This is a genomic window from Planobispora longispora (assembly GCF_016863135.1).
Lineage (GTDB): Bacteria > Actinomycetota > Actinomycetes > Streptosporangiales > Streptosporangiaceae > Planobispora > Planobispora longispora.
Genome location: NZ_BOOH01000019.1, coordinates 104,534 through 121,938, shown reverse-complemented (window position 1 = coordinate 121,938; position 17,405 = coordinate 104,534). Strand labels below are relative to the sequence as shown.

Here is a 17,405-nt window from a genome sequence, read left to right as displayed (position 1 = left end):
AGACGAAAGTCAAGTCAGAATCTCTAAGGAGACAGACCAGTGGCCAAGGCCAAGTTCGAGCGGACCAAGCCGCACGTAAACATCGGCACCATTGGGCACATCGACCACGGCAAGACCACTCTGACCGCGGCGATCACCAAGGTGCTCCACGAGCGTTACCCTGAGCTCAACGAGGCGACCCCGTTCGACAAGATCGACAAGGCGCCCGAGGAGAAGGCTCGTGGCATCACGATCTCCATCGCGCACGTCGAGTACCAGACCGAGAAGCGCCACTACGCCCACGTGGACTGCCCCGGTCACGCCGACTACGTGAAGAACATGATCACCGGTGCGGCGCAGATGGACGGCGCGATCCTCGTGGTCGCCGCCACCGACGGTCCGATGCCGCAGACGAAGGAGCACGTCCTCCTGGCCCGCCAGGTCGGCGTCCCCTACATCGTCGTCGCCCTGAACAAGGCCGACATGGTGGACGACGAGGAGATCCTGGAGCTCGTCGAGCTCGAGGTTCGCGAGCTCCTCTCCGCTCAGGAGTTCCCCGGCGACGACCTGCCGGTCGTGCGCGTCTCCGCTCTGAAGGCCCTCGAGGGCGACCAGAAGTGGGGCGACAGCATCATCGAGCTGATGACCGCTGTGGACGACAACGTCCCCGAGCCGACTCGTGAGACCGAGAAGCCGTTCCTGATGCCGATCGAGGACGTCTTCTCGATCACCGGCCGTGGCACAGTCGTCACCGGCCGTATCGAGCGCGGCATCGTCAAGGTCAACGAGACCGTCGACATCATCGGCATCAAGGAAGCCAAGACCACCACCACGGTCACCGGCGTCGAGATGTTCCGCAAGCTGCTCGACGAGGGCCAGGCCGGTGACAACGTCGGTCTGCTCCTGCGCGGCATCAAGCGTGAGGACGTCGAGCGCGGCCAGTGCATCATCAAGCCGGGCACGACCACCCCGCACACCGAGTTCGAGGCTCAGGTCTACATCCTGTCCAAGGACGAGGGCGGCCGCCACACGCCGTTCTTCAACAACTACCGTCCGCAGTTCTACTTCCGTACGACTGACGTGACCGGTGTCGTGAACCTGCCCGAGGGCACCGAGATGGTCATGCCCGGTGACAACACCGAGATGACCGTCCAGCTCATCCAGCCGATCGCGATGGAGGAAGGCCTCAAGTTCGCGATCCGTGAGGGTGGCCGGACCGTCGGCGCGGGCCGCGTCACCAAGATCCTCAAGTAGTTCGACCGCGGAGTGGCGGCCGGCCCTCCCAGGAGGGCCGGCCGCCGCACCACGCGGGGACCCGCACGGGTCCCCGGCGCGACCCCACGAACCGTGATCTCGCAGTCGGTTCGGCTGTGAAAGTGACCGAACTAACTGCCAGATCACGGAAGAAAGCGCAGATCATCAGCGTCTGCTACGTGGGACAGCAAAGGGAGAGGAAGCCGAGCCGGGCGCGGCCGGGACGTCGAAGGACGGACCGCGGGGCCGCAAGGCGGAGCTGAATCGCCCCTTCATATAGCGGCCACCGGCCGCATGTAACTTTTTCAGACGACAGCGAAGGACACCGAGGCCATTATGGCGGGACAGAAGATCCGCATCCGGCTCAAGGCCTATGACCACGAGGTCATCGACAGCTCGGCCAAGAAGATCGTCGAGACGGTGACGCGGACTGGCGCTAAGGTCGCGGGCCCGGTTCCGCTGCCGACGGAGAAGAACGTGTACTGCGTCATCCGCTCGCCGCACAAGTACAAGGACAGCCGCGAGCACTTCGAGATGCGCACGCACAAGCGGCTGATTGACATCATCGACCCGACGCCGAAGACGGTCGACTCGCTCATGCGACTCGACCTCCCCGCCGGCGTTGACATCTCGATCAAGCTCTGAGGGAACGCACAGACATGGCTAAGCAGATCAAGGGCGTCCTGGGCAAGAAGCTCGGCATGACCCAGGTCTTCGACGCGGACAACCGGATGGTCCCGGTGACCGTCGTCGAAGCTGGTCCGTGCGTCGTGACCCGCGTCCGCACTCCGGAAAAGGACGGCTACTCCGCCGTTCAGCTCGGCTTCGGGCAGATCGACCCGCGGAAGGTCAACAAGCCGCTCGGTGACTACCTGCGCAAGCACGACATCACCCCGCGTCGCTACTTCACGGAGATCCGTACCGAGGACGCGAGCGAGTACACCCTCGGCCAGGAGATCCTGGCCGACGCCTTCGAGGCCGGTCAGTTCGTCGACGTGACGGGCAAGAGCAAGGGCAAGGGCTTCGCCGGTGTCATGAAGCGGCACGGCTTCGGCGGTCTGGGCGCCTCGCACGGCACCCAGCGCAAGCACCGCTCGCCGGGCTCCATCGGCGGCTGCGCCACCCCCGGTCGCGTCTTCAAGGGCCTGCGCATGGCCGGTCGGATGGGCAACGCCCGGACCACCATCCAGAGCCTGAAGGTCCACGCCGTGGACGTCGAGAAGAACCTCATCCTCATCAAGGGTGCGGTCCCCGGCGCCAACGGCAGCCTGGTCCTCATCCGTACCGCTGCCAAGAAGGGGGCTGCCAAGTGAGCACCATTGACGTCCTCGACGCCAGCGGCGCCAAGGCCGGCTCGGTCGACCTTCCCGAAGACGTCTTCGGCGCCAAGGTCAACATCCCGCTGATCCACCAGGTGGTCGTGGCCCAGCTCGCCGCTCGCCGGCAGGGCACCCACAAGGCCAAGACCCGTGGCGAGGTCAGCGGTGGCGGCAAGAAGCCGTACCGCCAGAAGGGCACCGGCCGCGCCCGTCAGGGTTCGACCCGCGCTCCGCAGTTCACCGGCGGTGGCACCGTCCACGGTCCGGTCCCGCGCGACTACTCGCAGCGGACCCCCAAGAAGATGAAGGCCGCCGCCCTGCGCGGCGCCCTGTCGGACCGGGCGAACGGCGGTCGCGTCCACGTGGTCAGCGGTCTGGTCACCGGCGAGACCCCGAAGACCAGGGTGGCCATCGAGGCGCTGCGCAAGATCACGCAGGCTCGCAGCGTCCTCGTCGTCGTCGACGAGGGTGACGAGCTCACCTGGCTGAGCCTGCGCAACGCCCCCGAGGTCCACCTGCTGGACGCGGGGCAGCTCAACACCTACGACGTGCTCTGCCACGACGACGTCGTCTTCACTCAGGAGGCGTACGACAAGGTCGTCGCGCGCCTGAGCAAGAGCGGGAAGGAAGACGCCTGATGGAGAAGATCGCCGACCCGCGCGACATCATCATCAAGCCGGTTGTCTCCGAGAAGAGCTACGGCCTGATCGACGAGCACAACAAGTACACGTTCCTGGTGCGGAAGACGGCCAACAAGACGCAGGTCAAGATCGCGATTGAGCAGATCTTCGGCGTCAAGGTGGCCAGCGTCAACACCATCAACCGCCAGGGCAAGCGCAAGCGGACCCGGTTCGGCTACGGCCAGCGCCCGAACACCAAGCGCGCGATCGTGAGCCTGGCCGAGGGTGACCGTATCGACATCTTCGGTCAGGGCTGAGACCGCTTGCAGTAAGTGACGCGTCGGAGGCCCCTCGCCGCATGGCTCGCCGTACGGCGAGGGGCTCCGGCCGGATTAACCGACGAAGGATGAACGAAAAAGATGGGCATCCGTAAGTACAAGCCGACGACTCCGGGTCGCCGCGGCTCGAGTGTCTCGGACTTCTCCGAGATCACCCGCAGCACGCCCGAGAAGTCGCTGCTTGCTCCCCTGCACAGCAAGGGCGGCCGTAACGTCCACGGCCGGGTCACCACCCGCCACCAGGGCGGCGGCCACAAGCGCACCTACCGGATCATCGACTTCCGGCGCCACGACAAGGACGGGATCCCGGCCAAGGTCGCTCACATCGAGTACGACCCGAACCGCACCTCCCGGATCGCGCTGCTGCACTACGCCGACGGGGAGAAGCGCTACATCCTCTGCCCGACCGGCCTCAAGCAGGGCGACAAGATCGAGAACGGTCCCACGGCCGACATCAAGCCGGGTAACTGCCTCCCGCTGCGCAACATCCCGACCGGTACCTTCATCCACGCGGTGGAGCTCCGTCCGGGCGGTGGCGCCAAGCTGGGCCGGTCCGCCGGTGCGCAGATCCAGCTGCTCGCCAAGGAGGGCCAGTACGCCACGCTGCGTATGCCGTCCGGCGAGATGCGCCAGGTCGACGTCCGCTGCCGGGCCTCCATCGGCCAGGTCGGCAACGCCGAGCAGGGCAACATCAACTGGGGTAAGGCCGGCCGTATGCGGTGGAAGGGCAAGCGCCCCACCGTCCGCGGTGTCGCGATGAACCCGGTCGACCACCCGCACGGTGGTGGTGAGGGTAAGACCTCCGGCGGTCGCCACCCGGTCAACCCGAAGGGCAAGCCCGAGGGCCGGACCCGTGCGGCGAACAAGGCCAGTGACCGCCTGATCATCCGTCGTCGGACCAAGCGGAAGAAGCGGTAGGAGCAGCCGAAATGCCACGTAGTCTTAAGAAGGGCCCCTTCGTGGACGACCACCTTCAGAAGAAGGTGGACGCCCAGAACGAGAAGGGCACCAAGAACGTCATCAAGACGTGGTCGCGGCGCTCCATGATCGTGCCCGACATGCTCGGTCACACGATCGCCGTTCACGACGGCCGCAAGCACGTCCCGGTGTTCGTCACCGAGTCGATGATCGGTCACAAGCTCGGCGAGTTCGCCCCCACGCGGACGTTCCGCAGCCACGTCAAGGAAGACCGCCGCAGCCGGCGGTAAGCGCCTTAAACGAAGCAGAAGGTTAAGAGGAGTAAGCGATGGAAGCCAGGGCTCAGGTGCGGTTCGCGCGCCACACGCCCATGAAGGCCCGCCGTGTGGTGGACCTCATTCGCGGGCTGCCCGCTTCGGAGGCGCAGGCCGTGCTGCAGTTCGCTCCCCAGGCGGCGAGCGAGACCGTGTACAAGGTGCTGTCCAGCGCCATTGCCAACGCGGAGCACAACTTCAATCTCGACCGCGACACGCTCTTCGTGAGCCGTGCGTGGGTCGACGAGGGCCCGACGCTGAAGCGGTTCCGTCCGCGCGCCCAGGGTCGTGCCTATCGGATCAACAAGCGGACGAGCCACATCACCGTGATCGTGGAGTCCCGCGAGCCGAAGGGGAGGACCCGCTAGTGGGTCAGAAGGTCAACCCGCACGGGTTCCGCCTCGGCATCACGACCGACTTCAAGAGCCGGTGGTATGCCGACAAGCTCTACAAGTCGTACGTCGCCGAGGACGTGGCGATCCGCCGCATGCTGAAGAAGGGCATGGAGCGGGCCGGCATTTCCAAGGTCGAGATCGAGCGGACCACCGACCGGGTTCAGGTCGACATCCACACCGCCCGTCCGGGCATCGTCATCGGCCGCCGCGGCGCCGAGGCGGACCGGATCCGCGGTGACCTCGAGAAGCTGACCAAGAAGCAGGTCCAGCTGAACATCCTCGAGGTCAAGAACCCTGAGATCGACGCGCAGCTCGTCGCCCAGGGCGTGGCCGAGCAGCTGTCCAGCCGTGTCTCGTTCCGCCGTGCCATGCGCAAGGCGATGCAGTCGGCCATGAAGAGCGGCGCCAAGGGCATCCGGGTGCAGTGCTCCGGCCGTCTGGGCGGCGCCGAGATGTCCCGCTCGGAGTTCTACCGCGAGGGCCGCGTGCCCCTGCACACGCTCCGCGCGGACATCGACTACGGCCTGTACGAGGCCCGTACCACCTTCGGCCGCATCGGCGTGAAGGTGTGGATCTACAAGGGTGAGGCTCCGACCAGCCGCGCCGAGCGCGAGGCGGCCGCCGCCGGCGCCCGTGCGGGCCAGCGTCGTGAGCGCGACGACCGTCGTGGCGGCGCCGACCGTCCCCGTCGCGGTGGCGGCGCCGGTGGCGACCGTCCCCGTCGCGGTGGCCGTGGCGACCGCGCCCCCAGGAACGAGGCGGCCTCGCAGGCTGCCCCCGAGACCGGCCCGGCTGCGCAGCCGGGTGCTGAAGGGAGCTGACCATGCTGATCCCGCGCAGGGTCAAGCACCGCAAGCAGCACCGGCCCGACCGCAGCGGCGCCGCCAAGGGCGGCACCCGTGTCGTGTTCGGCGAGTTCGGCATTCAGGCGCTTGAGCACTCTTACGTGACCAACCGTCAGATCGAGTCGGCTCGTATCGCCATGACCCGGCACATCCGCCGTGGCGGCAAGGTGTGGATCAACATCTACCCCGACCGCCCGCTCACCAAGAAGCCGGCCGAGACCCGCATGGGTTCCGGTAAGGGTTCGCCTGAGTGGTGGATCGCCAACGTCAAGCCCGGCCGCGTCATGTTCGAGCTGTCCGGTGTCGCCGAGCCCGTGGCCCGCGAGGCCATGCGCCGCGCGATGCACAAGCTCCCGATGAAGTGCCGGTTCGTTAAGCGTGAAGTGGGTGAGGCGTGATGGCTAAGGGCCTGACCGCCGGTGAGCTGCGGGCTGAGGACCAGGACGCCCTGGTCCAGAAGCTGAAGGAAGCCAAGGAGGAGCTGTTCAACCTCCGCTTCCAGGCCGCGACCGGCCAGTTGGAGAGCCACGGGCGGCTGCGCGCCGTCCGCCGCGAGATCGCCCGTATCTACACCGTGATGCGTGAGCGCGAGCTCGGCATTGTGACGGTTGAGAAGGAGTCGATCGATGGCTGAGGCAACTGAGAAGACCACGCGGAGCTACCGCAAGACCCGCGAGGGTCTGGTCGTCAGTGACAAGATGGACAAGACCGTCGTCGTCGCTGTCGAGGACCGCGTCAAGCACCCGCTGTACGGCAAGGTCATCCGCCGGACGACCAAGTACAAGGCGCACGACGAGGCCAACAGCTGCGGCGTCGGCGACCGCGTCCTTCTGATGGAGACCCGGCCGCTGTCGGCCAGCAAGCGCTGGCGGGTCGTCGAGATCCTCGAGAAGGCCAAGTAAAGAACGCGCCTCGTGGGGGGTGGCCTCGGTCCACCCCCCATGACGGTGTCCAAGGGTGTGAGGGTTCCCCGCCGGGGACCGCCCTCGCACCGCCCGCGGCGGCGGTTCCGGGTCATCCGGGCGCTGTCGTCGAGGGAAAAAGACCACAGTAGGTTCCGCAAGGCTCGCCCCGAGGGGCGAGAACCGGCGAGACACACAGGAGTAGACGTGATCCAGCAGGAGTCGCGACTCAAGGTCGCCGACAACACGGGTGCGAAGGAAGTCCTTTGCATCCGCGTGCTCGGCGGCTCGGGTCGGCGCTACGCGGGTATCGGCGACATCATCGTCGCCACGGTGAAGGACGCCATTCCCGGCGGCACCGTCAAGAAGGGTGACGTCGTCAAGGCTGTCGTCGTGCGCACCGTCAAGGAGCGTCGCCGGCCCGACGGCTCCTACATCCGCTTCGACGAGAACGCGGCGGTCATCATCAAGGACAGCGGTGACCCCCGTGGCACGCGTATCTTCGGTCCGGTCGGCCGCGAGCTGCGTGACAAGAAGTTCATGCGCATCATCTCGCTCGCGCCGGAGGTGTTGTAAATGCCGAAGCTGCATGTGAAGAAGGGTGACCTGGTCCAGGTCATCGCCGGCAAGGACAAGGGTGCCAAGGGCCGTGTGATCGCCGCCTACCCGCGCGAGGACCGCGTGGTGGTCGAGGGCGTCAACATGATCAAGAAGCACTCCAAGGAGACCCTCCAGGGTCCGCGCGGCGCCAAGACCGGCGGCGTGCAGACGATGGAGGCCCCCATCCACGTGAGCAACGTCAAGAAGCTCAAGGATGACGAGAAGCCCGCCGAGAAGAAGGCCGAGAAGAAGGCCGACAAGACGGGTGAGGACAACTGATGACCGCGACTTCCGAAGAGCGCACGCTCCCCCGCCTCAAGCAGCGTTACCGCGAAGAGATCATCGCGAAGATGCAGGAGGACTTCGGGTTCGAGAACGTCATGCTGATCCCCACGATCACCAAGATCAAGGTGAACATGGGCGTCGGCGAGGCGGCTCGCGACTCGAAGCTGATCGAGGGCGCCGTCCGTGACCTCACGGCCATCACCGGCCAGAAGCCGGCGGTCGTCCGGGCCCGCAAGTCCATCGCGCAGTTCAAGCTGCGTGAGGGCATGCCGATCGGCGCGCACGTCACGCTGCGCGGCGACCGCATGTGGGAGTTCCTGGACCGTCTGCTGTCCCTGGCGCTTCCCCGCATCCGCGACTTCCGCGGCCTGTCGCCGAAGCAGTTCGACGGCAACGGCAACTACACCTTCGGTCTCACGGAGCAGGTCATGTTCCACGAGATCGACCAGGACAAGGTCGACCGGCAGCGTGGTATGGACATCACGGTCGTGACCACCGCCAAGACCGACGACCAGGGCCGGGCGCTGCTGAAGCACCTCGGCTTCCCCTTCAAGGAGGCCTGATCATGGCGAAGACTTCGCTCAAGGTCAAGGCTGCTCGCAAGGCCAAGTTCGAGGTCCGGGCCTACACCCGGTGCTCGCGCTGTGGTCGTCCCCGCGCCGTCTACCGGAAGTTCGGCCTGTGCCGCATCTGCTTCCGCGAGATGGCGCACCGGGGCGAGCTGCCCGGCATCACCAAGTCGAGCTGGTAGTCTCCGCGCGGGCCCGGCGTTTTCCCCGGGCCCGCGCGGTGCCAGCCGCACACGAGAAGTTGTATTCACCGGGCGCCGCCTCACGGCGCCCATGACCGCACCGAAGGTCCCCTGGGGAAACCGCGGTGAGGAAGGCCACCGGCCATGACGATGACCGACCCGATCGCAGACATGCTGACGCGTCTGCGAAACGCGAACTCGGCTTACCACGACACCGTGGCCATGCCGTACTCGAAGATCAAGGCGCACATCGCCGAGATCCTCCAGCAGGAGGGTTACATCCAGGCCTGGAGCGTCGAGGACGCCAAGGTCGGAAAGAACCTCGTGGTGGAGCTCAAGTTCGGGCCGAGCCGTGAGCGGTCGCTCGCGGGCCTGCGCCGGGTTTCCAAGCCCGGCCTGCGGGTCTATGCAAAGAAGGACAACCTGCCCCGAGTCCTGGGCGGACTGGGCGTCGCGATCATCTCGACGTCCGCCGGCCTCATGACCGACAAGCAGGCCGGCAAGCGTGGAGTGGGCGGGGAAGTCCTCGCCTACGTCTGGTAAGAGGGGAGTAGAACAGCATGTCGCGAATCGGACGGCTGCCCATCCCCGTGCCGGGCGGTGTCGATGTCACCATCGACGGCCGGAATGTCACGGTCAAGGGCCCGAAGGGCACGCTTTCTCACTCGGTCGCTGAGCCGATCGAGGTCGCCAAGGGCGAGGACGGTGTCGTCACCGTCACCCGTCCCAGCGACGAGAACAAGGTCCGTGCGCTGCACGGCCTGTCCCGCACCCTGATCGCCAACATGGTGACGGGTGTGACCCAGGGCTACACGAAGACCCTGGAGATCGTGGGTGTCGGTTACCGCGTGCAGGCCAAGGGCCCGACTCAGCTCGAGTTCGCCCTGGGCTTCAGCCACCCGGTGATCGTGGACGCCCCCGAGGGCGTCACCTTCCGCGTCGAGAAGCCGACCCTGTTCCACGTGGACGGCATCGACAAGCAGAAGGTCGGCGAGATCGCCGCGAACATCCGCAAGCTGCGCAAGCCCGACCCGTACAAGGGCAAGGGCGTGCGTTACCAGGGCGAGGTTGTCCGCCGCAAGGTCGGAAAGGCTGGTAAGTAGGCATGGCTGGCAAGACTGCGTTCGGCAAGCACACGGCCGCCCGCGCCGTCTCGCGGGCCCGTCGCCACACCCGCGTCCGCAAGAAGGTGGTCGGCACGGCCGTGCGTCCGCGCATGGTCGTCAACCGCTCCGCACGGCACCTGTTCGTGCAGATCGTCGACGACTCCCAGGGCCACACGCTGGTCAGCGCCTCCACCATGGAGAGCGCTCTGCGCACGGCCGAGGGTGTCAAGACCGACAAGGCGAAGCAGGTCGGCGAGCTTCTCGCTCAGCGGGCCAAGGCTGCCGGGATCACCGCCGTCGTCTTCGACCGCGGTGGCAACCGCTACGCGGGCCGCATCGCGGCCCTGGCGGACAGCGCCCGCGAGGGCGGGCTGGAGTTCTGATGACTCCGTCCCGAGGATCGCAAATGGCCCGTCTTATGAATGAGAAGAGGAACCACTGATGGCTGGAGCTCCGCGTCGCGGTGGCGCCGCCGGTGGCGAGCGGCGTGAGGGTCGTCGTGATGACCGCCGCGGTGGCAACGCTGACAAGGGCGTCTCGTACATCGAGCGCGTCGTGAAGATCAACCGAGTGGCCAAGGTCGTGAAGGGTGGTCGTCGCTTCAGCTTCACCGCCCTGGTTGTCGTCGGTGACGGCAACGGCCTGGTCGGTGTCGGCTACGGCAAGGCCAAGGAAGTCCCCGCCGCCATCGCCAAGGGCGTCGAAGAGGCCAAGAAGCACTTCTTCAAGGTGCCCCGCATCCAGGGCACCATCCCGCACATCGTGCAGGGTGAAGAGGCGGCCGGCGTCGTCTTCCTCCGTCCGGCCTCGCCCGGTACCGGCGTCATCGCCGGTGGCCCGGTGCGCGCCGTGCTGGAGTGCGCCGGCATCCACGACGTTCTGTCCAAGTCGCTCGGCTCGGACAACCCGATCAACATCGTGCACGCCACGGTGGCCGCTCTGAAGGGCCTCAGCCGCCCCGAGGAGATCGCCGCCCGCCGCGGCCTGCCGATCGAGGACGTCGCTCCCAAGGCGATGCTCAAGGCTCGCGCCGAGGGTCTCGCCGAGGCCGCGGCCGCCAAGGCGGTGAGCTAGTCGATGGCGCGTCTGAAGATCACTCAGGTCCGCTCGAAGATCGGTGGCAAGCAGAACCAGCGTGACTCGCTGCGCTCGCTCGGTCTGAAGCGAATCGGTGACGTCGTCGTCAAGGAGGACCGCCCGGAGATCCGCGGCATGGTCTCCGTGGTGTCGCACCTCGTCACCGTGGAAGAGGTCGACTAGACATGGCAGAGAACACTCCGCTCCGCATCCACCACCTGCGTCCGGCCCCCGGCGCCAACAAGTCGAAGGTCCGCAAGGGCCGCGGCGAGGCGTCCAAGGGCAAGACCGCCGGTCGTGGCACCAAGGGCACGACGTCCCGGAACAAGGTTCCCCTCGGTTTCGAGGGTGGCCAGGTCCCGCTGCAGCGTCGCCTGCCCAAGATGAAGGGCTTCTCCAACGCCCCCTTCAAGACGACCTACCAGGTCGTCAACCTGGACAAGCTCGGCGAGCTGTTCCCCGAGGGTGGCGACGTCACCGTCGAGACGATGGTCGCCAAGGGCGCGGTCCGCAAGAACCAGCTGGTGAAGGTCCTGGGAACCGGCGACATCTCCGTGGCGTTGAACGTGCAGGCGCACGCTTTCTCCGCCAGTGCCAAGGAGAAGATCGCCGCTGCCGGGGGCTCCGTCTCCGAGCTGTAGGCATGACACGAGGCGCGAGGGCCCGCAATGGGCTCTCGCGCCCGTGGTGCGTTAGAGTTCGCTGGACAGTGAGTGTCAAATCACATTCCACGCGCTCGTTGACTTGAGATAGCAAGATGGACCACCCCCGCCCCATCGCTGACCGACCTCGCCTTTCAGGCGCGCAGGAGGGACCGTGCTGACCGCGTTTACCCGAGCGTTCCGTACGCCGGACCTGCGTAAGAAGCTGCTCTTCACCTTGGGCATCATCGCCCTGTTCCGTCTGGGGTCCGTGCTTCCGACCCCGGGTGTTCACACCGAGAACATCGCCTTGTGTCTCAAGGACGCACAGGCGGGCAGCTCGAGCAATATCTATGGGATGGTGCAGCTGTTCAGCGGTGGCGCACTGCTGAAGCTGTCGGTGTTCGCGCTCGGCATCATGCCGTACATCACCGCGAGCATCATCCTCCAGCTGCTGGTCGTGGTCATTCCTCGCCTGGAAGCCCTCAAGAAGGAGGGCCAAGCCGGCCAGTCGAAGATCACGCAGTACACCCGTTACCTCACGGTCGGCCTGGCGATCCTCCAGTCGACCGCCTTCATCGCCCTGGCGCGCAGCGGGCAGCTCTTCCCCGGATGTCAGCAGGACGTCCTGCTGGACAAGGACAACGTCTTCTCCATCGTCACGATGGTGCTGACGATGACCGCGGGCACCGCCGTCGTCATGTGGCTGGGCGAGATCATCACCGACCGCGGCGTGGGCAACGGCATGTCCATCCTGATCTTCACGCAGGTCATCGCGGTCTTCCCGGCCGAACTGCTGCGCATCGCCCAGACCAAGGGCTACTTCGTCTTCGCCGTGGTGATGGCCGTCGGCATCGCGATGATCGCCCTGGTCGTCATGGTCGAGCAGGCGCAGCGCCGCATCCCGGTGCAGTACGCCAAGCGCATGGTCGGCCGCCGGATGTACGGCGGCACCTCCACCTACATCCCCCTCAAGGTGAACCAGGCCGGCATCATCCCGGTCATCTTCGCCTCCTCGCTGCTCTACCTCCCGCAGCTGGTCACCACGCTCTTCAGCAACACCCAGGAAGAGCCGAACGCGATCGTGCAGTGGATCAACCAGAACCTGGTCACCGGTGACACTCCGGTCTACATGGCCACGTTCTTCCTGCTGATCGTTTTCTTCACCTACTTCTACGTGTCCATTACCTTCAACCCCGTTGAAGTCGCCGACAACATGAAGAAGTACGGTGGTTTCATCCCGGGCATCCGCCCGGGGCGCCCCACGGCCGAGTACCTCAGCTATGTACTCTCGCGGCTGACGGCTCCCGGATCGCTCTATCTGGGCCTGATCTCCATGGTGCCGATCGTCGCGCTGGCGCTCGTCGGGGCGAGCCAGAACTTCCCGTTCGGAGGGACGAGCATTCTGATCATGGTGGGTGTCGGTCTTGACACCGTGAAGCAGATCGAGAGCCAGCTCCAGCAGCGCAACTACGAAGGCTTCCTGAAGTAGTGCGTCTCGTCCTGGTGGGGCCCCCCGGAGCGGGTAAGGGGACGCAGGCCCAGTACATCGCATCGAACCTGTCCATCCCGAAAATCTCGACAGGTGACATCTTCCGTGCCAACGTCTCGGGCGGCACGGAGCTCGGCAAGCTTGCCAAGGAATACATGGACCGGGGCGACCTCGTGCCCGACGAGGTGACCATCGCCATGGTCCGCGACCGCCTCTCCGAGGACGACGCGCAGGACGGCTTCCTGCTCGACGGCTTCCCCAGGAACGTGCCCCAGGCCGAGATCCTGAAGAAGATGCTCGCGGAGTTCGGCGTCGTCCTGGACATCGTCCTGGAGCTCGTGGTCGACGAGGACGAGGTGGTCCGCCGTCTCGCCGGTCGCCGGACCTGCAGCCAGTGCGGCCGCATCTGGCACGTCGACTTCGACGACAAGAAGGACGACATCTGCGACGCCTGCGGCGGCAGCCTCTACCAGCGGGACGATGACAAGGAGGAGACCGTCCGGCGTCGTCTGGAGGTCTACCAGGAGCAGACCGCTCCGCTCATCACGTTCTACGCGGACGAGGAGATCCTCGTCGGCGTGGACGCGGCCGGCCCGGTGGAAGAGGTCACCCATCGCGCGATGGAGGCCCTGGCCCCCTACATCGGCTAGCGGTCCGACGACTTCACCGGCACGCCACCCATGGGTTCCCTCATGGGTGGCGTGCTGTTGTTAGGGCAGGTGCTGGGGCACAATCAGGGGAATTGTGCTTAAAGTCGCCCGTTTTATCACCCGGGGGTGTGGACGTGTTCAAGAAGAAGAGACACGGGATTCAAGTCAAGACGCCTGAGCAGCTGGAGAAGATGCGGGCCGCCGGCCTGGTGGTCGGCCGTACTCTGCAGCTGCTCCGGGAGAGCGTGCAGCCCGGCATGACCCCGCTGGACCTCGACGCGATCGCGGAGAAGGCCATCAGGGACGAGGGCGCCATCCCCTCGTTCAAGGGATACCAGGGCTTTCCGGCGACGATCTGCGCGTCCGTCAACGACGAGGTCGTGCACGGCATCCCGACCGACCGGCGCGCGCTCCGCGAGGGCGACGTCATCTCCATCGACTGCGGCGCCATCCTCGACGGCTGGCACGGGGACTCGGCGATCACGGTCCCGGTCGGTGAGGTGGACCCCCGGCTCACCGAGCTGATGCGGGTCACCGAGGAGGCCATGTGGCACGGGATCGCCGCGCTCACGGTGGGCCGCCACCTGTCCGACATCGGCTACGAGGTGGAGAAGTACATCCGTGCCCAGGGGCGCTACGGCATCCCGAAGGAGTACGGCGGGCACGGCATCGGCACCGAGATGCACATGGATCCCTGGGTCGCCAACTACGGCAAACCCGGCAAGGGGCCGGAGTTCGAGCCGGGCATGTGCTTCGCGATCGAGCCGATGGTCAACCTGGGCACCGACCGCACGAAGGTGCTGGAGGACGACTGGACCGTCGTCACGATCGACGGAAAGGCCTCCGCGCACTTCGAACACAGCGTCGCCGTGACCCATAATGGACCGTGGGTCCTGACCGCCCTTGACGGGGGGAAAGAGCGGCTTGCCGGCCTGCTGGGAGACGATGCGAGCCGGGAGTGACCGGCCCGTCGCGGTGAGCGGATGTGGGTGACGATGGCGGCGAGTCCAGAGATGCGGGCGTCCGACGGAGACCGGGACAAGGTCGCCTCGGTGCTGCGTGAGCACTACGCGCAGGGGCGCCTGACCGTCGAGGAGTTCGACGAGCGGCTGGAGCGGCTCTACACGAGCAAGACGTACGGCGAGCTCGCCACCCTCACCTCCGACCTCCCGGGCGTGGATCTGCGCAACCTCCCCGACGTCGCGGAGCAGCGCAGGCAGAAGGAGCTCGCGGAGCGCAAGAAGCGCAAGGACCTGGTCGAGCACTGGTCCTTCTGGGCGGTGGCCAGCTCGATCAACTGGGTGATCTGGTTCATCATCGGGGCGACGGACGGCTTCGATTTCCCGTACCCCTGGCCGCTGTGGGTGATGGGCCCGTGGGGGGCGATTCTGCTGGTCGGCACCATCGCGACGAAGCTCGGCTGGGACGACAAGTCGTAATAGTGCACGCTGGGGGATGAGTGTGCATTCCTCCGCAGAAGGGCGGATCGAATCTTCCTAACGTGAGCGGTGTCCGAACGGCAGGACACCCTTCACAGGAGGAAGAAAGAAATGAGCAAGATCCGTACCGCTCTCGTCGGCACCGCTCTCGCCGGCGCCCTCGCCGCCGGTCTGGCCGCCGCGCCGGCCCAGGCCGCGACCGCGACCGCCGACAGCGCCGCCACCCAGCAGGCGCAGGCTCCGAAGAAGCACTTCTTCGGCCCGTACTACTCGAAGTACGGCAAGGGCGAGAGCTTCGGCAAGCGGTCCTACTTCAAGGGCTACTGGTACAAGAAGGACGGCCGCTACTGGTTCTTCGGCGACCTGGTCGACCGTGACCGCGACAACGAGTACAGCTACGTGTGGTTCCGCTGGCACGACAAGTTCGGTCACCACACCAAGTACTACAAGACCAAGGGCTTCCGTCACTTCGACAAGTTCGGCGGCTTCAAGAAGAGCAAGGGCTTCGACGACTTCAAGATCCGCGTCTGCGAGGGCGACAGCCGCTTCGAGCACTGCGGCAACTGGGGCGACGCCTTCTAATCCCATCGCGCCGGACCTTCGCTGAGGCGGAGGACCGGTCCAGGGGGGAAGCCGACTTCGCAGAGCCCGCCGGTGACCAGGTCACCGGCGGGCTTTCGGCTGTGCGGGGGCGGGATGCGCGGGAGAGGTCTTCGGTTGCGCGGGGGTGGGACGCGGGAGAGGTCATCGATGGTGCGGGAAGCTCTCCGGTTGTGCGGGAGCCGCACGGGGGAGAGGGCGATGTCCGTCCACGGGCCGGGAACCGTGGGATGGGTGCGCACCCACCCCCGCAATGGAGGTATCCTGGGTGGCAGTTGTGTCAAGGTACCGGCCGTCTGTTTCGCATTTCATCGCCCGGTGCCGTACACTCCTTTTTCGGTTCACTATGACTATTGCGCCTTCGCGGCCTCGTTGCCGCCGCTCTCCCGTAAGGCGCGTGGTCGCGGCTGCTTAGTGTGCCGAAGCCTCAGACGACCGATCAGCGAAACGCGAGGGACATGGCCAAGAAGGACGGCGCCATCGAGATCGAGGGCACTGTGGTTGAGTCGCTCCCGAACGCAATGTTCCGGGTGCAGCTCGACAACGGCCATAAGGTCCTGGCCCACATCAGCGGGCGGATGCGCATGCACTACATCCGCATCCTTCCCGACGACCGGGTTGTCGTCGAACTGAGCCCCTACGACCTGAGTCGTGGGCGGATCGTCTACCGATACAAGTAAGCGTCTGAGGGACGAACAAGGACTATGAAGGTCAAGCCGAGCGTCAAGAAGATCTGCGACAAGTGCAAGGTGATCCGCCGGCACGGTCGCGTCATGGTGATCTGCGACAACCTGCGCCACAAGCAGCGCCAGGGCTAGTCGCAGAAAATCCGGTCTTACACAGAGTCCGCTCCAAGAGGCGGGCTCGATCCATGTGAGGCCACAGCACAGTAATCGCGTTCCACACCCGCGCAGGCGGTCCGGCAGGGCCGTACCCCGCGGGAGACCCCCGGTCGGAGGCCGGGGCCCTCACCCCGGGCATGGGGAGGGGCAGTGGAGCGCAGGACCTCCGCCACAAAGAAGGAGAATGCCCGACCATGGCTCGCCTGGTTGGCGTCGACCTCCCCCGCGACAAGCGGCTGGAGATCGCTCTCACCTACATTTTCGGAATCGGCCGCACTCGCGCGCTCGAGACCCTGAAGGCCACCGGCATCAGCGGCGACCTGCGGGTCCACCAGCTCACGGACGAAGAGCTCGTGCCGCTGCGTGACTACATCGAGGCCAACTTCAAGATCGAGGGTGACCTCCGCCGCGAGGTCCAGGCCGACATCCGTCGCAAGATCGAGATTCAGTGCTACCAGGGCATCCGGCACCGCCGCGGCCTCCCCGTGCACGGTCAGCGCACGCAGACCAACGCACGCACCCGCAAGGGCAAGAAGAAGACCGTGGCCGGCAAGAAGAAGCCCGGCAAGAAGTAGTAGTCCGCGCAGCCGCAGGACCGAAGACCTCAGGAGTGAAGGCAAAGAATGCCTCCTAAGAGCCGCCAGGGCGCCCCGAAGAAGGTGCGCCGCAAGGAAAAGAAGAACGTCGCTCACGGGCACGCCCACATCAAGAGCACGTTCAACAACACGATCGTTTCGATCACCGACCCGAACGGGAACGTGATCTCCTGGGCCAGCGCCGGCCACGTCGGGTTCAAGGGCTCCCGTAAGTCCACCCCGTTCGCCGCGCAGATGGCCGCCGAGAACGCCGCCCGCCGCGCCATGGAGCACGGCATGCGCAAGGTCGACGTCTTCGTCAAGGGCCCCGGCTCCGGCCGTGAGACCGCGATCCGTTCGCTGCAGGCGACCGGCCTCGAGGTTGGCTCCATTCAGGACGTCACCCCCGTGCCGCACAACGGCTGCCGCCCGCCCAAGCGCCGCCGCGTCTGAGCTCCAGGAG

General features: G+C 66.1%; 31 protein-coding genes. All 31 read left to right on the top strand.

All coding sequences use genetic code 11. The annotated features are described in order from the left end of the window. The first annotated feature begins 39 nt into the window (after positions 1-39). The 31 genes from tuf to rpsK all read left to right on the top strand — a co-directional run bounded on the left by tuf (position 40) and on the right by rpsK (position 17,395). Positions 40-1,233: an elongation factor Tu gene (tuf, locus tag Plo01_RS11615; RefSeq protein ID WP_203890543.1), complete on the top strand. Its 1,194-nt coding sequence runs from the start codon at positions 40-42 to the stop codon at positions 1,231-1,233. 336 nt (positions 1,234-1,569) lie between these two features. Continuing rightward, positions 1,570-1,878: a 30S ribosomal protein S10 gene (gene rpsJ, locus Plo01_RS11610; protein WP_012887830.1), complete on the top strand. Its 309-nt coding sequence runs from the start codon at positions 1,570-1,572 to the stop codon at positions 1,876-1,878. 14 nt (positions 1,879-1,892) lie between these two features. Continuing rightward, the gene (gene rplC / locus Plo01_RS11605; protein ID WP_203890542.1) at positions 1,893-2,546 is read left to right on the top strand and encodes a 50S ribosomal protein L3; all 654 of its coding nucleotides are present in this window, start codon (positions 1,893-1,895) and stop codon (positions 2,544-2,546) included. Then, entirely contained in the window at positions 2,543-3,190 is a 648-nt protein-coding gene (gene rplD / locus Plo01_RS11600) for a 50S ribosomal protein L4 (RefSeq protein WP_203890541.1), read from the top strand. Before rplC ends, rplD begins: the two co-directional genes overlap by 4 nt. Continuing rightward, the gene (rplW, locus tag Plo01_RS11595) at positions 3,190-3,489 is read left to right on the top strand and encodes a 50S ribosomal protein L23 (RefSeq protein WP_203890540.1); all 300 of its coding nucleotides are present in this window, start codon (positions 3,190-3,192) and stop codon (positions 3,487-3,489) included. Before rplD ends, rplW begins: the two co-directional genes overlap by 1 nt. 102 nt (positions 3,490-3,591) lie before the next feature. Continuing rightward, on the top strand, positions 3,592-4,428 hold the full coding sequence (gene rplB / locus Plo01_RS11590; RefSeq protein ID WP_203890539.1) for a 50S ribosomal protein L2: 837 nt from the start codon (positions 3,592-3,594) through the stop codon (positions 4,426-4,428). Between the two features lie 11 nt (positions 4,429-4,439). Further along, the gene (rpsS, locus tag Plo01_RS11585) at positions 4,440-4,718 is read left to right on the top strand and encodes a 30S ribosomal protein S19 (protein WP_030451498.1); all 279 of its coding nucleotides are present in this window, start codon (positions 4,440-4,442) and stop codon (positions 4,716-4,718) included. A 38-nt stretch (positions 4,719-4,756) separates the two neighbouring features. Next, positions 4,757-5,110: a 50S ribosomal protein L22 gene (gene rplV / locus Plo01_RS11580; protein WP_068921169.1), complete on the top strand. Its 354-nt coding sequence runs from the start codon at positions 4,757-4,759 to the stop codon at positions 5,108-5,110. Beyond that, complete coding sequence (rpsC, locus tag Plo01_RS11575) at positions 5,110-5,958, top strand: 30S ribosomal protein S3 (protein ID WP_068921170.1); 849 nt, start codon at positions 5,110-5,112, stop codon at positions 5,956-5,958. The genes rplV and rpsC overlap by 1 nt, the downstream gene beginning before the upstream one ends. Before the next feature lie 2 nt (positions 5,959-5,960). Beyond that, complete coding sequence (rplP, locus tag Plo01_RS11570; protein WP_067130055.1) at positions 5,961-6,380, top strand: 50S ribosomal protein L16; 420 nt, start codon at positions 5,961-5,963, stop codon at positions 6,378-6,380. Continuing rightward, positions 6,380-6,616 (top strand): 50S ribosomal protein L29, encoded by a 237-nt coding sequence (gene rpmC / locus Plo01_RS11565; protein WP_203890538.1) that lies wholly within the window; start codon positions 6,380-6,382, stop codon positions 6,614-6,616. Before rplP ends, rpmC begins: the two co-directional genes overlap by 1 nt. Next, positions 6,609-6,884: a 30S ribosomal protein S17 gene (gene rpsQ, locus Plo01_RS11560; RefSeq protein ID WP_203890537.1), complete on the top strand. Its 276-nt coding sequence runs from the start codon at positions 6,609-6,611 to the stop codon at positions 6,882-6,884. Before rpmC ends, rpsQ begins: the two co-directional genes overlap by 8 nt. A gap of 207 nt (positions 6,885-7,091) precedes the next feature. Next, on the top strand, positions 7,092-7,460 hold the full coding sequence (gene rplN, locus Plo01_RS11555) for a 50S ribosomal protein L14 (protein WP_068896541.1): 369 nt from the start codon (positions 7,092-7,094) through the stop codon (positions 7,458-7,460). Positions 7,461-7,469: 9 nt separating this feature from the next. Beyond that, a complete protein-coding gene (rplX, locus tag Plo01_RS11550; protein ID WP_203890933.1) occupies positions 7,470-7,763 on the top strand; it encodes a 50S ribosomal protein L24 in 294 nt (97 codons plus the stop codon). Further along, the gene (gene rplE, locus Plo01_RS11545; protein ID WP_203890536.1) at positions 7,763-8,332 is read left to right on the top strand and encodes a 50S ribosomal protein L5; all 570 of its coding nucleotides are present in this window, start codon (positions 7,763-7,765) and stop codon (positions 8,330-8,332) included. The genes rplX and rplE overlap by 1 nt, the downstream gene beginning before the upstream one ends. 2 nt (positions 8,333-8,334) lie before the next feature. Further along, positions 8,335-8,520, top strand: coding sequence for a type Z 30S ribosomal protein S14 (locus Plo01_RS11540; RefSeq protein ID WP_012887844.1), 186 nt, complete (start codon positions 8,335-8,337; stop codon positions 8,518-8,520). Between the two features lie 144 nt (positions 8,521-8,664). After that, positions 8,665-9,063, top strand: coding sequence for a 30S ribosomal protein S8 (gene rpsH, locus Plo01_RS11535; protein WP_184942297.1), 399 nt, complete (start codon positions 8,665-8,667; stop codon positions 9,061-9,063). 17 nt (positions 9,064-9,080) lie between these two features. Beyond that, a complete protein-coding gene (rplF, locus tag Plo01_RS11530) occupies positions 9,081-9,623 on the top strand; it encodes a 50S ribosomal protein L6 (RefSeq protein ID WP_203890535.1) in 543 nt (180 codons plus the stop codon). A gap of 2 nt (positions 9,624-9,625) precedes the next feature. After that, entirely contained in the window at positions 9,626-10,009 is a 384-nt protein-coding gene (gene rplR / locus Plo01_RS11525) for a 50S ribosomal protein L18 (RefSeq protein WP_203890534.1), read from the top strand. Between the two features lie 58 nt (positions 10,010-10,067). Then, entirely contained in the window at positions 10,068-10,700 is a 633-nt protein-coding gene (gene rpsE / locus Plo01_RS11520; RefSeq protein ID WP_068921177.1) for a 30S ribosomal protein S5, read from the top strand. A gap of 3 nt (positions 10,701-10,703) precedes the next feature. After that, positions 10,704-10,886 (top strand): 50S ribosomal protein L30, encoded by a 183-nt coding sequence (gene rpmD, locus Plo01_RS11515; protein ID WP_068921178.1) that lies wholly within the window; start codon positions 10,704-10,706, stop codon positions 10,884-10,886. 2 nt (positions 10,887-10,888) lie between these two features. Continuing rightward, positions 10,889-11,344, top strand: coding sequence for a 50S ribosomal protein L15 (rplO, locus tag Plo01_RS11510; protein ID WP_203890533.1), 456 nt, complete (start codon positions 10,889-10,891; stop codon positions 11,342-11,344). A 175-nt stretch (positions 11,345-11,519) separates the two neighbouring features. Then, on the top strand, positions 11,520-12,836 hold the full coding sequence (gene secY / locus Plo01_RS11505; RefSeq protein WP_203890532.1) for a preprotein translocase subunit SecY: 1,317 nt from the start codon (positions 11,520-11,522) through the stop codon (positions 12,834-12,836). Next, on the top strand, positions 12,836-13,486 hold the full coding sequence (locus tag Plo01_RS11500; protein WP_203890531.1) for an adenylate kinase: 651 nt from the start codon (positions 12,836-12,838) through the stop codon (positions 13,484-13,486). Before secY ends, Plo01_RS11500 begins: the two co-directional genes overlap by 1 nt. A gap of 134 nt (positions 13,487-13,620) precedes the next feature. Next, the gene (map, locus tag Plo01_RS11495) at positions 13,621-14,448 is read left to right on the top strand and encodes a type I methionyl aminopeptidase (RefSeq protein WP_203890932.1); all 828 of its coding nucleotides are present in this window, start codon (positions 13,621-13,623) and stop codon (positions 14,446-14,448) included. A gap of 33 nt (positions 14,449-14,481) precedes the next feature. Further along, positions 14,482-14,925: a DUF1707 SHOCT-like domain-containing protein gene (locus Plo01_RS11490; RefSeq protein ID WP_203890530.1), complete on the top strand. Its 444-nt coding sequence runs from the start codon at positions 14,482-14,484 to the stop codon at positions 14,923-14,925. Between the two features lie 111 nt (positions 14,926-15,036). After that, positions 15,037-15,507, top strand: coding sequence for a hypothetical protein (locus Plo01_RS11485; protein ID WP_203890529.1), 471 nt, complete (start codon positions 15,037-15,039; stop codon positions 15,505-15,507). A 476-nt stretch (positions 15,508-15,983) separates the two neighbouring features. Further along, positions 15,984-16,205 (top strand): translation initiation factor IF-1, encoded by a 222-nt coding sequence (infA, locus tag Plo01_RS11480; protein ID WP_012887858.1) that lies wholly within the window; start codon positions 15,984-15,986, stop codon positions 16,203-16,205. Between the two features lie 24 nt (positions 16,206-16,229). After that, positions 16,230-16,343 (top strand): 50S ribosomal protein L36, encoded by a 114-nt coding sequence (gene rpmJ, locus Plo01_RS11475; protein WP_003956441.1) that lies wholly within the window; start codon positions 16,230-16,232, stop codon positions 16,341-16,343. A 218-nt stretch (positions 16,344-16,561) separates the two neighbouring features. Continuing rightward, complete coding sequence (rpsM, locus tag Plo01_RS11470) at positions 16,562-16,942, top strand: 30S ribosomal protein S13 (protein ID WP_184942315.1); 381 nt, start codon at positions 16,562-16,564, stop codon at positions 16,940-16,942. Positions 16,943-16,990: 48 nt separating this feature from the next. Then, entirely contained in the window at positions 16,991-17,395 is a 405-nt protein-coding gene (rpsK, locus tag Plo01_RS11465) for a 30S ribosomal protein S11 (protein WP_020542285.1), read from the top strand. Positions 17,396-17,405 lie beyond the last annotated feature (10 nt).

Coding starts and splice junctions, on each gene's coding strand:
- rpsJ (WP_012887830.1), top strand. CDS start 1,570: ATGGCGGGACAGAAGATCCGCATCCGGCTCAAGGCCTATGACCACGAG.
- rplC (WP_203890542.1), top strand. CDS start 1,893: ATGGCTAAGCAGATCAAGGGCGTCCTGGGCAAGAAGCTCGGCATGACC.
- rplW (WP_203890540.1), top strand. CDS start 3,190: ATGGAGAAGATCGCCGACCCGCGCGACATCATCATCAAGCCGGTTGTC.
- rplB (WP_203890539.1), top strand. CDS start 3,592: ATGGGCATCCGTAAGTACAAGCCGACGACTCCGGGTCGCCGCGGCTCG.
- rpsS (WP_030451498.1), top strand. CDS start 4,440: ATGCCACGTAGTCTTAAGAAGGGCCCCTTCGTGGACGACCACCTTCAG.
- rplV (WP_068921169.1), top strand. CDS start 4,757: ATGGAAGCCAGGGCTCAGGTGCGGTTCGCGCGCCACACGCCCATGAAG.
- rplP (WP_067130055.1), top strand. CDS start 5,961: ATGCTGATCCCGCGCAGGGTCAAGCACCGCAAGCAGCACCGGCCCGAC.
- rpmC (WP_203890538.1), top strand. CDS start 6,380: ATGGCTAAGGGCCTGACCGCCGGTGAGCTGCGGGCTGAGGACCAGGAC.
- rpsQ (WP_203890537.1), top strand. CDS start 6,609: ATGGCTGAGGCAACTGAGAAGACCACGCGGAGCTACCGCAAGACCCGC.
- rplE (WP_203890536.1), top strand. CDS start 7,763: ATGACCGCGACTTCCGAAGAGCGCACGCTCCCCCGCCTCAAGCAGCGT.
- Plo01_RS11540 (WP_012887844.1), top strand. CDS start 8,335: ATGGCGAAGACTTCGCTCAAGGTCAAGGCTGCTCGCAAGGCCAAGTTC.
- rpsH (WP_184942297.1), top strand. CDS start 8,665: ATGACGATGACCGACCCGATCGCAGACATGCTGACGCGTCTGCGAAAC.
- rplF (WP_203890535.1), top strand. CDS start 9,081: ATGTCGCGAATCGGACGGCTGCCCATCCCCGTGCCGGGCGGTGTCGAT.
- rplR (WP_203890534.1), top strand. CDS start 9,626: ATGGCTGGCAAGACTGCGTTCGGCAAGCACACGGCCGCCCGCGCCGTC.
- rpsE (WP_068921177.1), top strand. CDS start 10,068: ATGGCTGGAGCTCCGCGTCGCGGTGGCGCCGCCGGTGGCGAGCGGCGT.
- rpmD (WP_068921178.1), top strand. CDS start 10,704: ATGGCGCGTCTGAAGATCACTCAGGTCCGCTCGAAGATCGGTGGCAAG.
- rplO (WP_203890533.1), top strand. CDS start 10,889: ATGGCAGAGAACACTCCGCTCCGCATCCACCACCTGCGTCCGGCCCCC.
- Plo01_RS11490 (WP_203890530.1), top strand. CDS start 14,482: ATGGCGGCGAGTCCAGAGATGCGGGCGTCCGACGGAGACCGGGACAAG.
- Plo01_RS11485 (WP_203890529.1), top strand. CDS start 15,037: ATGAGCAAGATCCGTACCGCTCTCGTCGGCACCGCTCTCGCCGGCGCC.
- infA (WP_012887858.1), top strand. CDS start 15,984: ATGGCCAAGAAGGACGGCGCCATCGAGATCGAGGGCACTGTGGTTGAG.
- rpmJ (WP_003956441.1), top strand. CDS start 16,230: ATGAAGGTCAAGCCGAGCGTCAAGAAGATCTGCGACAAGTGCAAGGTG.
- rpsM (WP_184942315.1), top strand. CDS start 16,562: ATGGCTCGCCTGGTTGGCGTCGACCTCCCCCGCGACAAGCGGCTGGAG.
- rpsK (WP_020542285.1), top strand. CDS start 16,991: ATGCCTCCTAAGAGCCGCCAGGGCGCCCCGAAGAAGGTGCGCCGCAAG.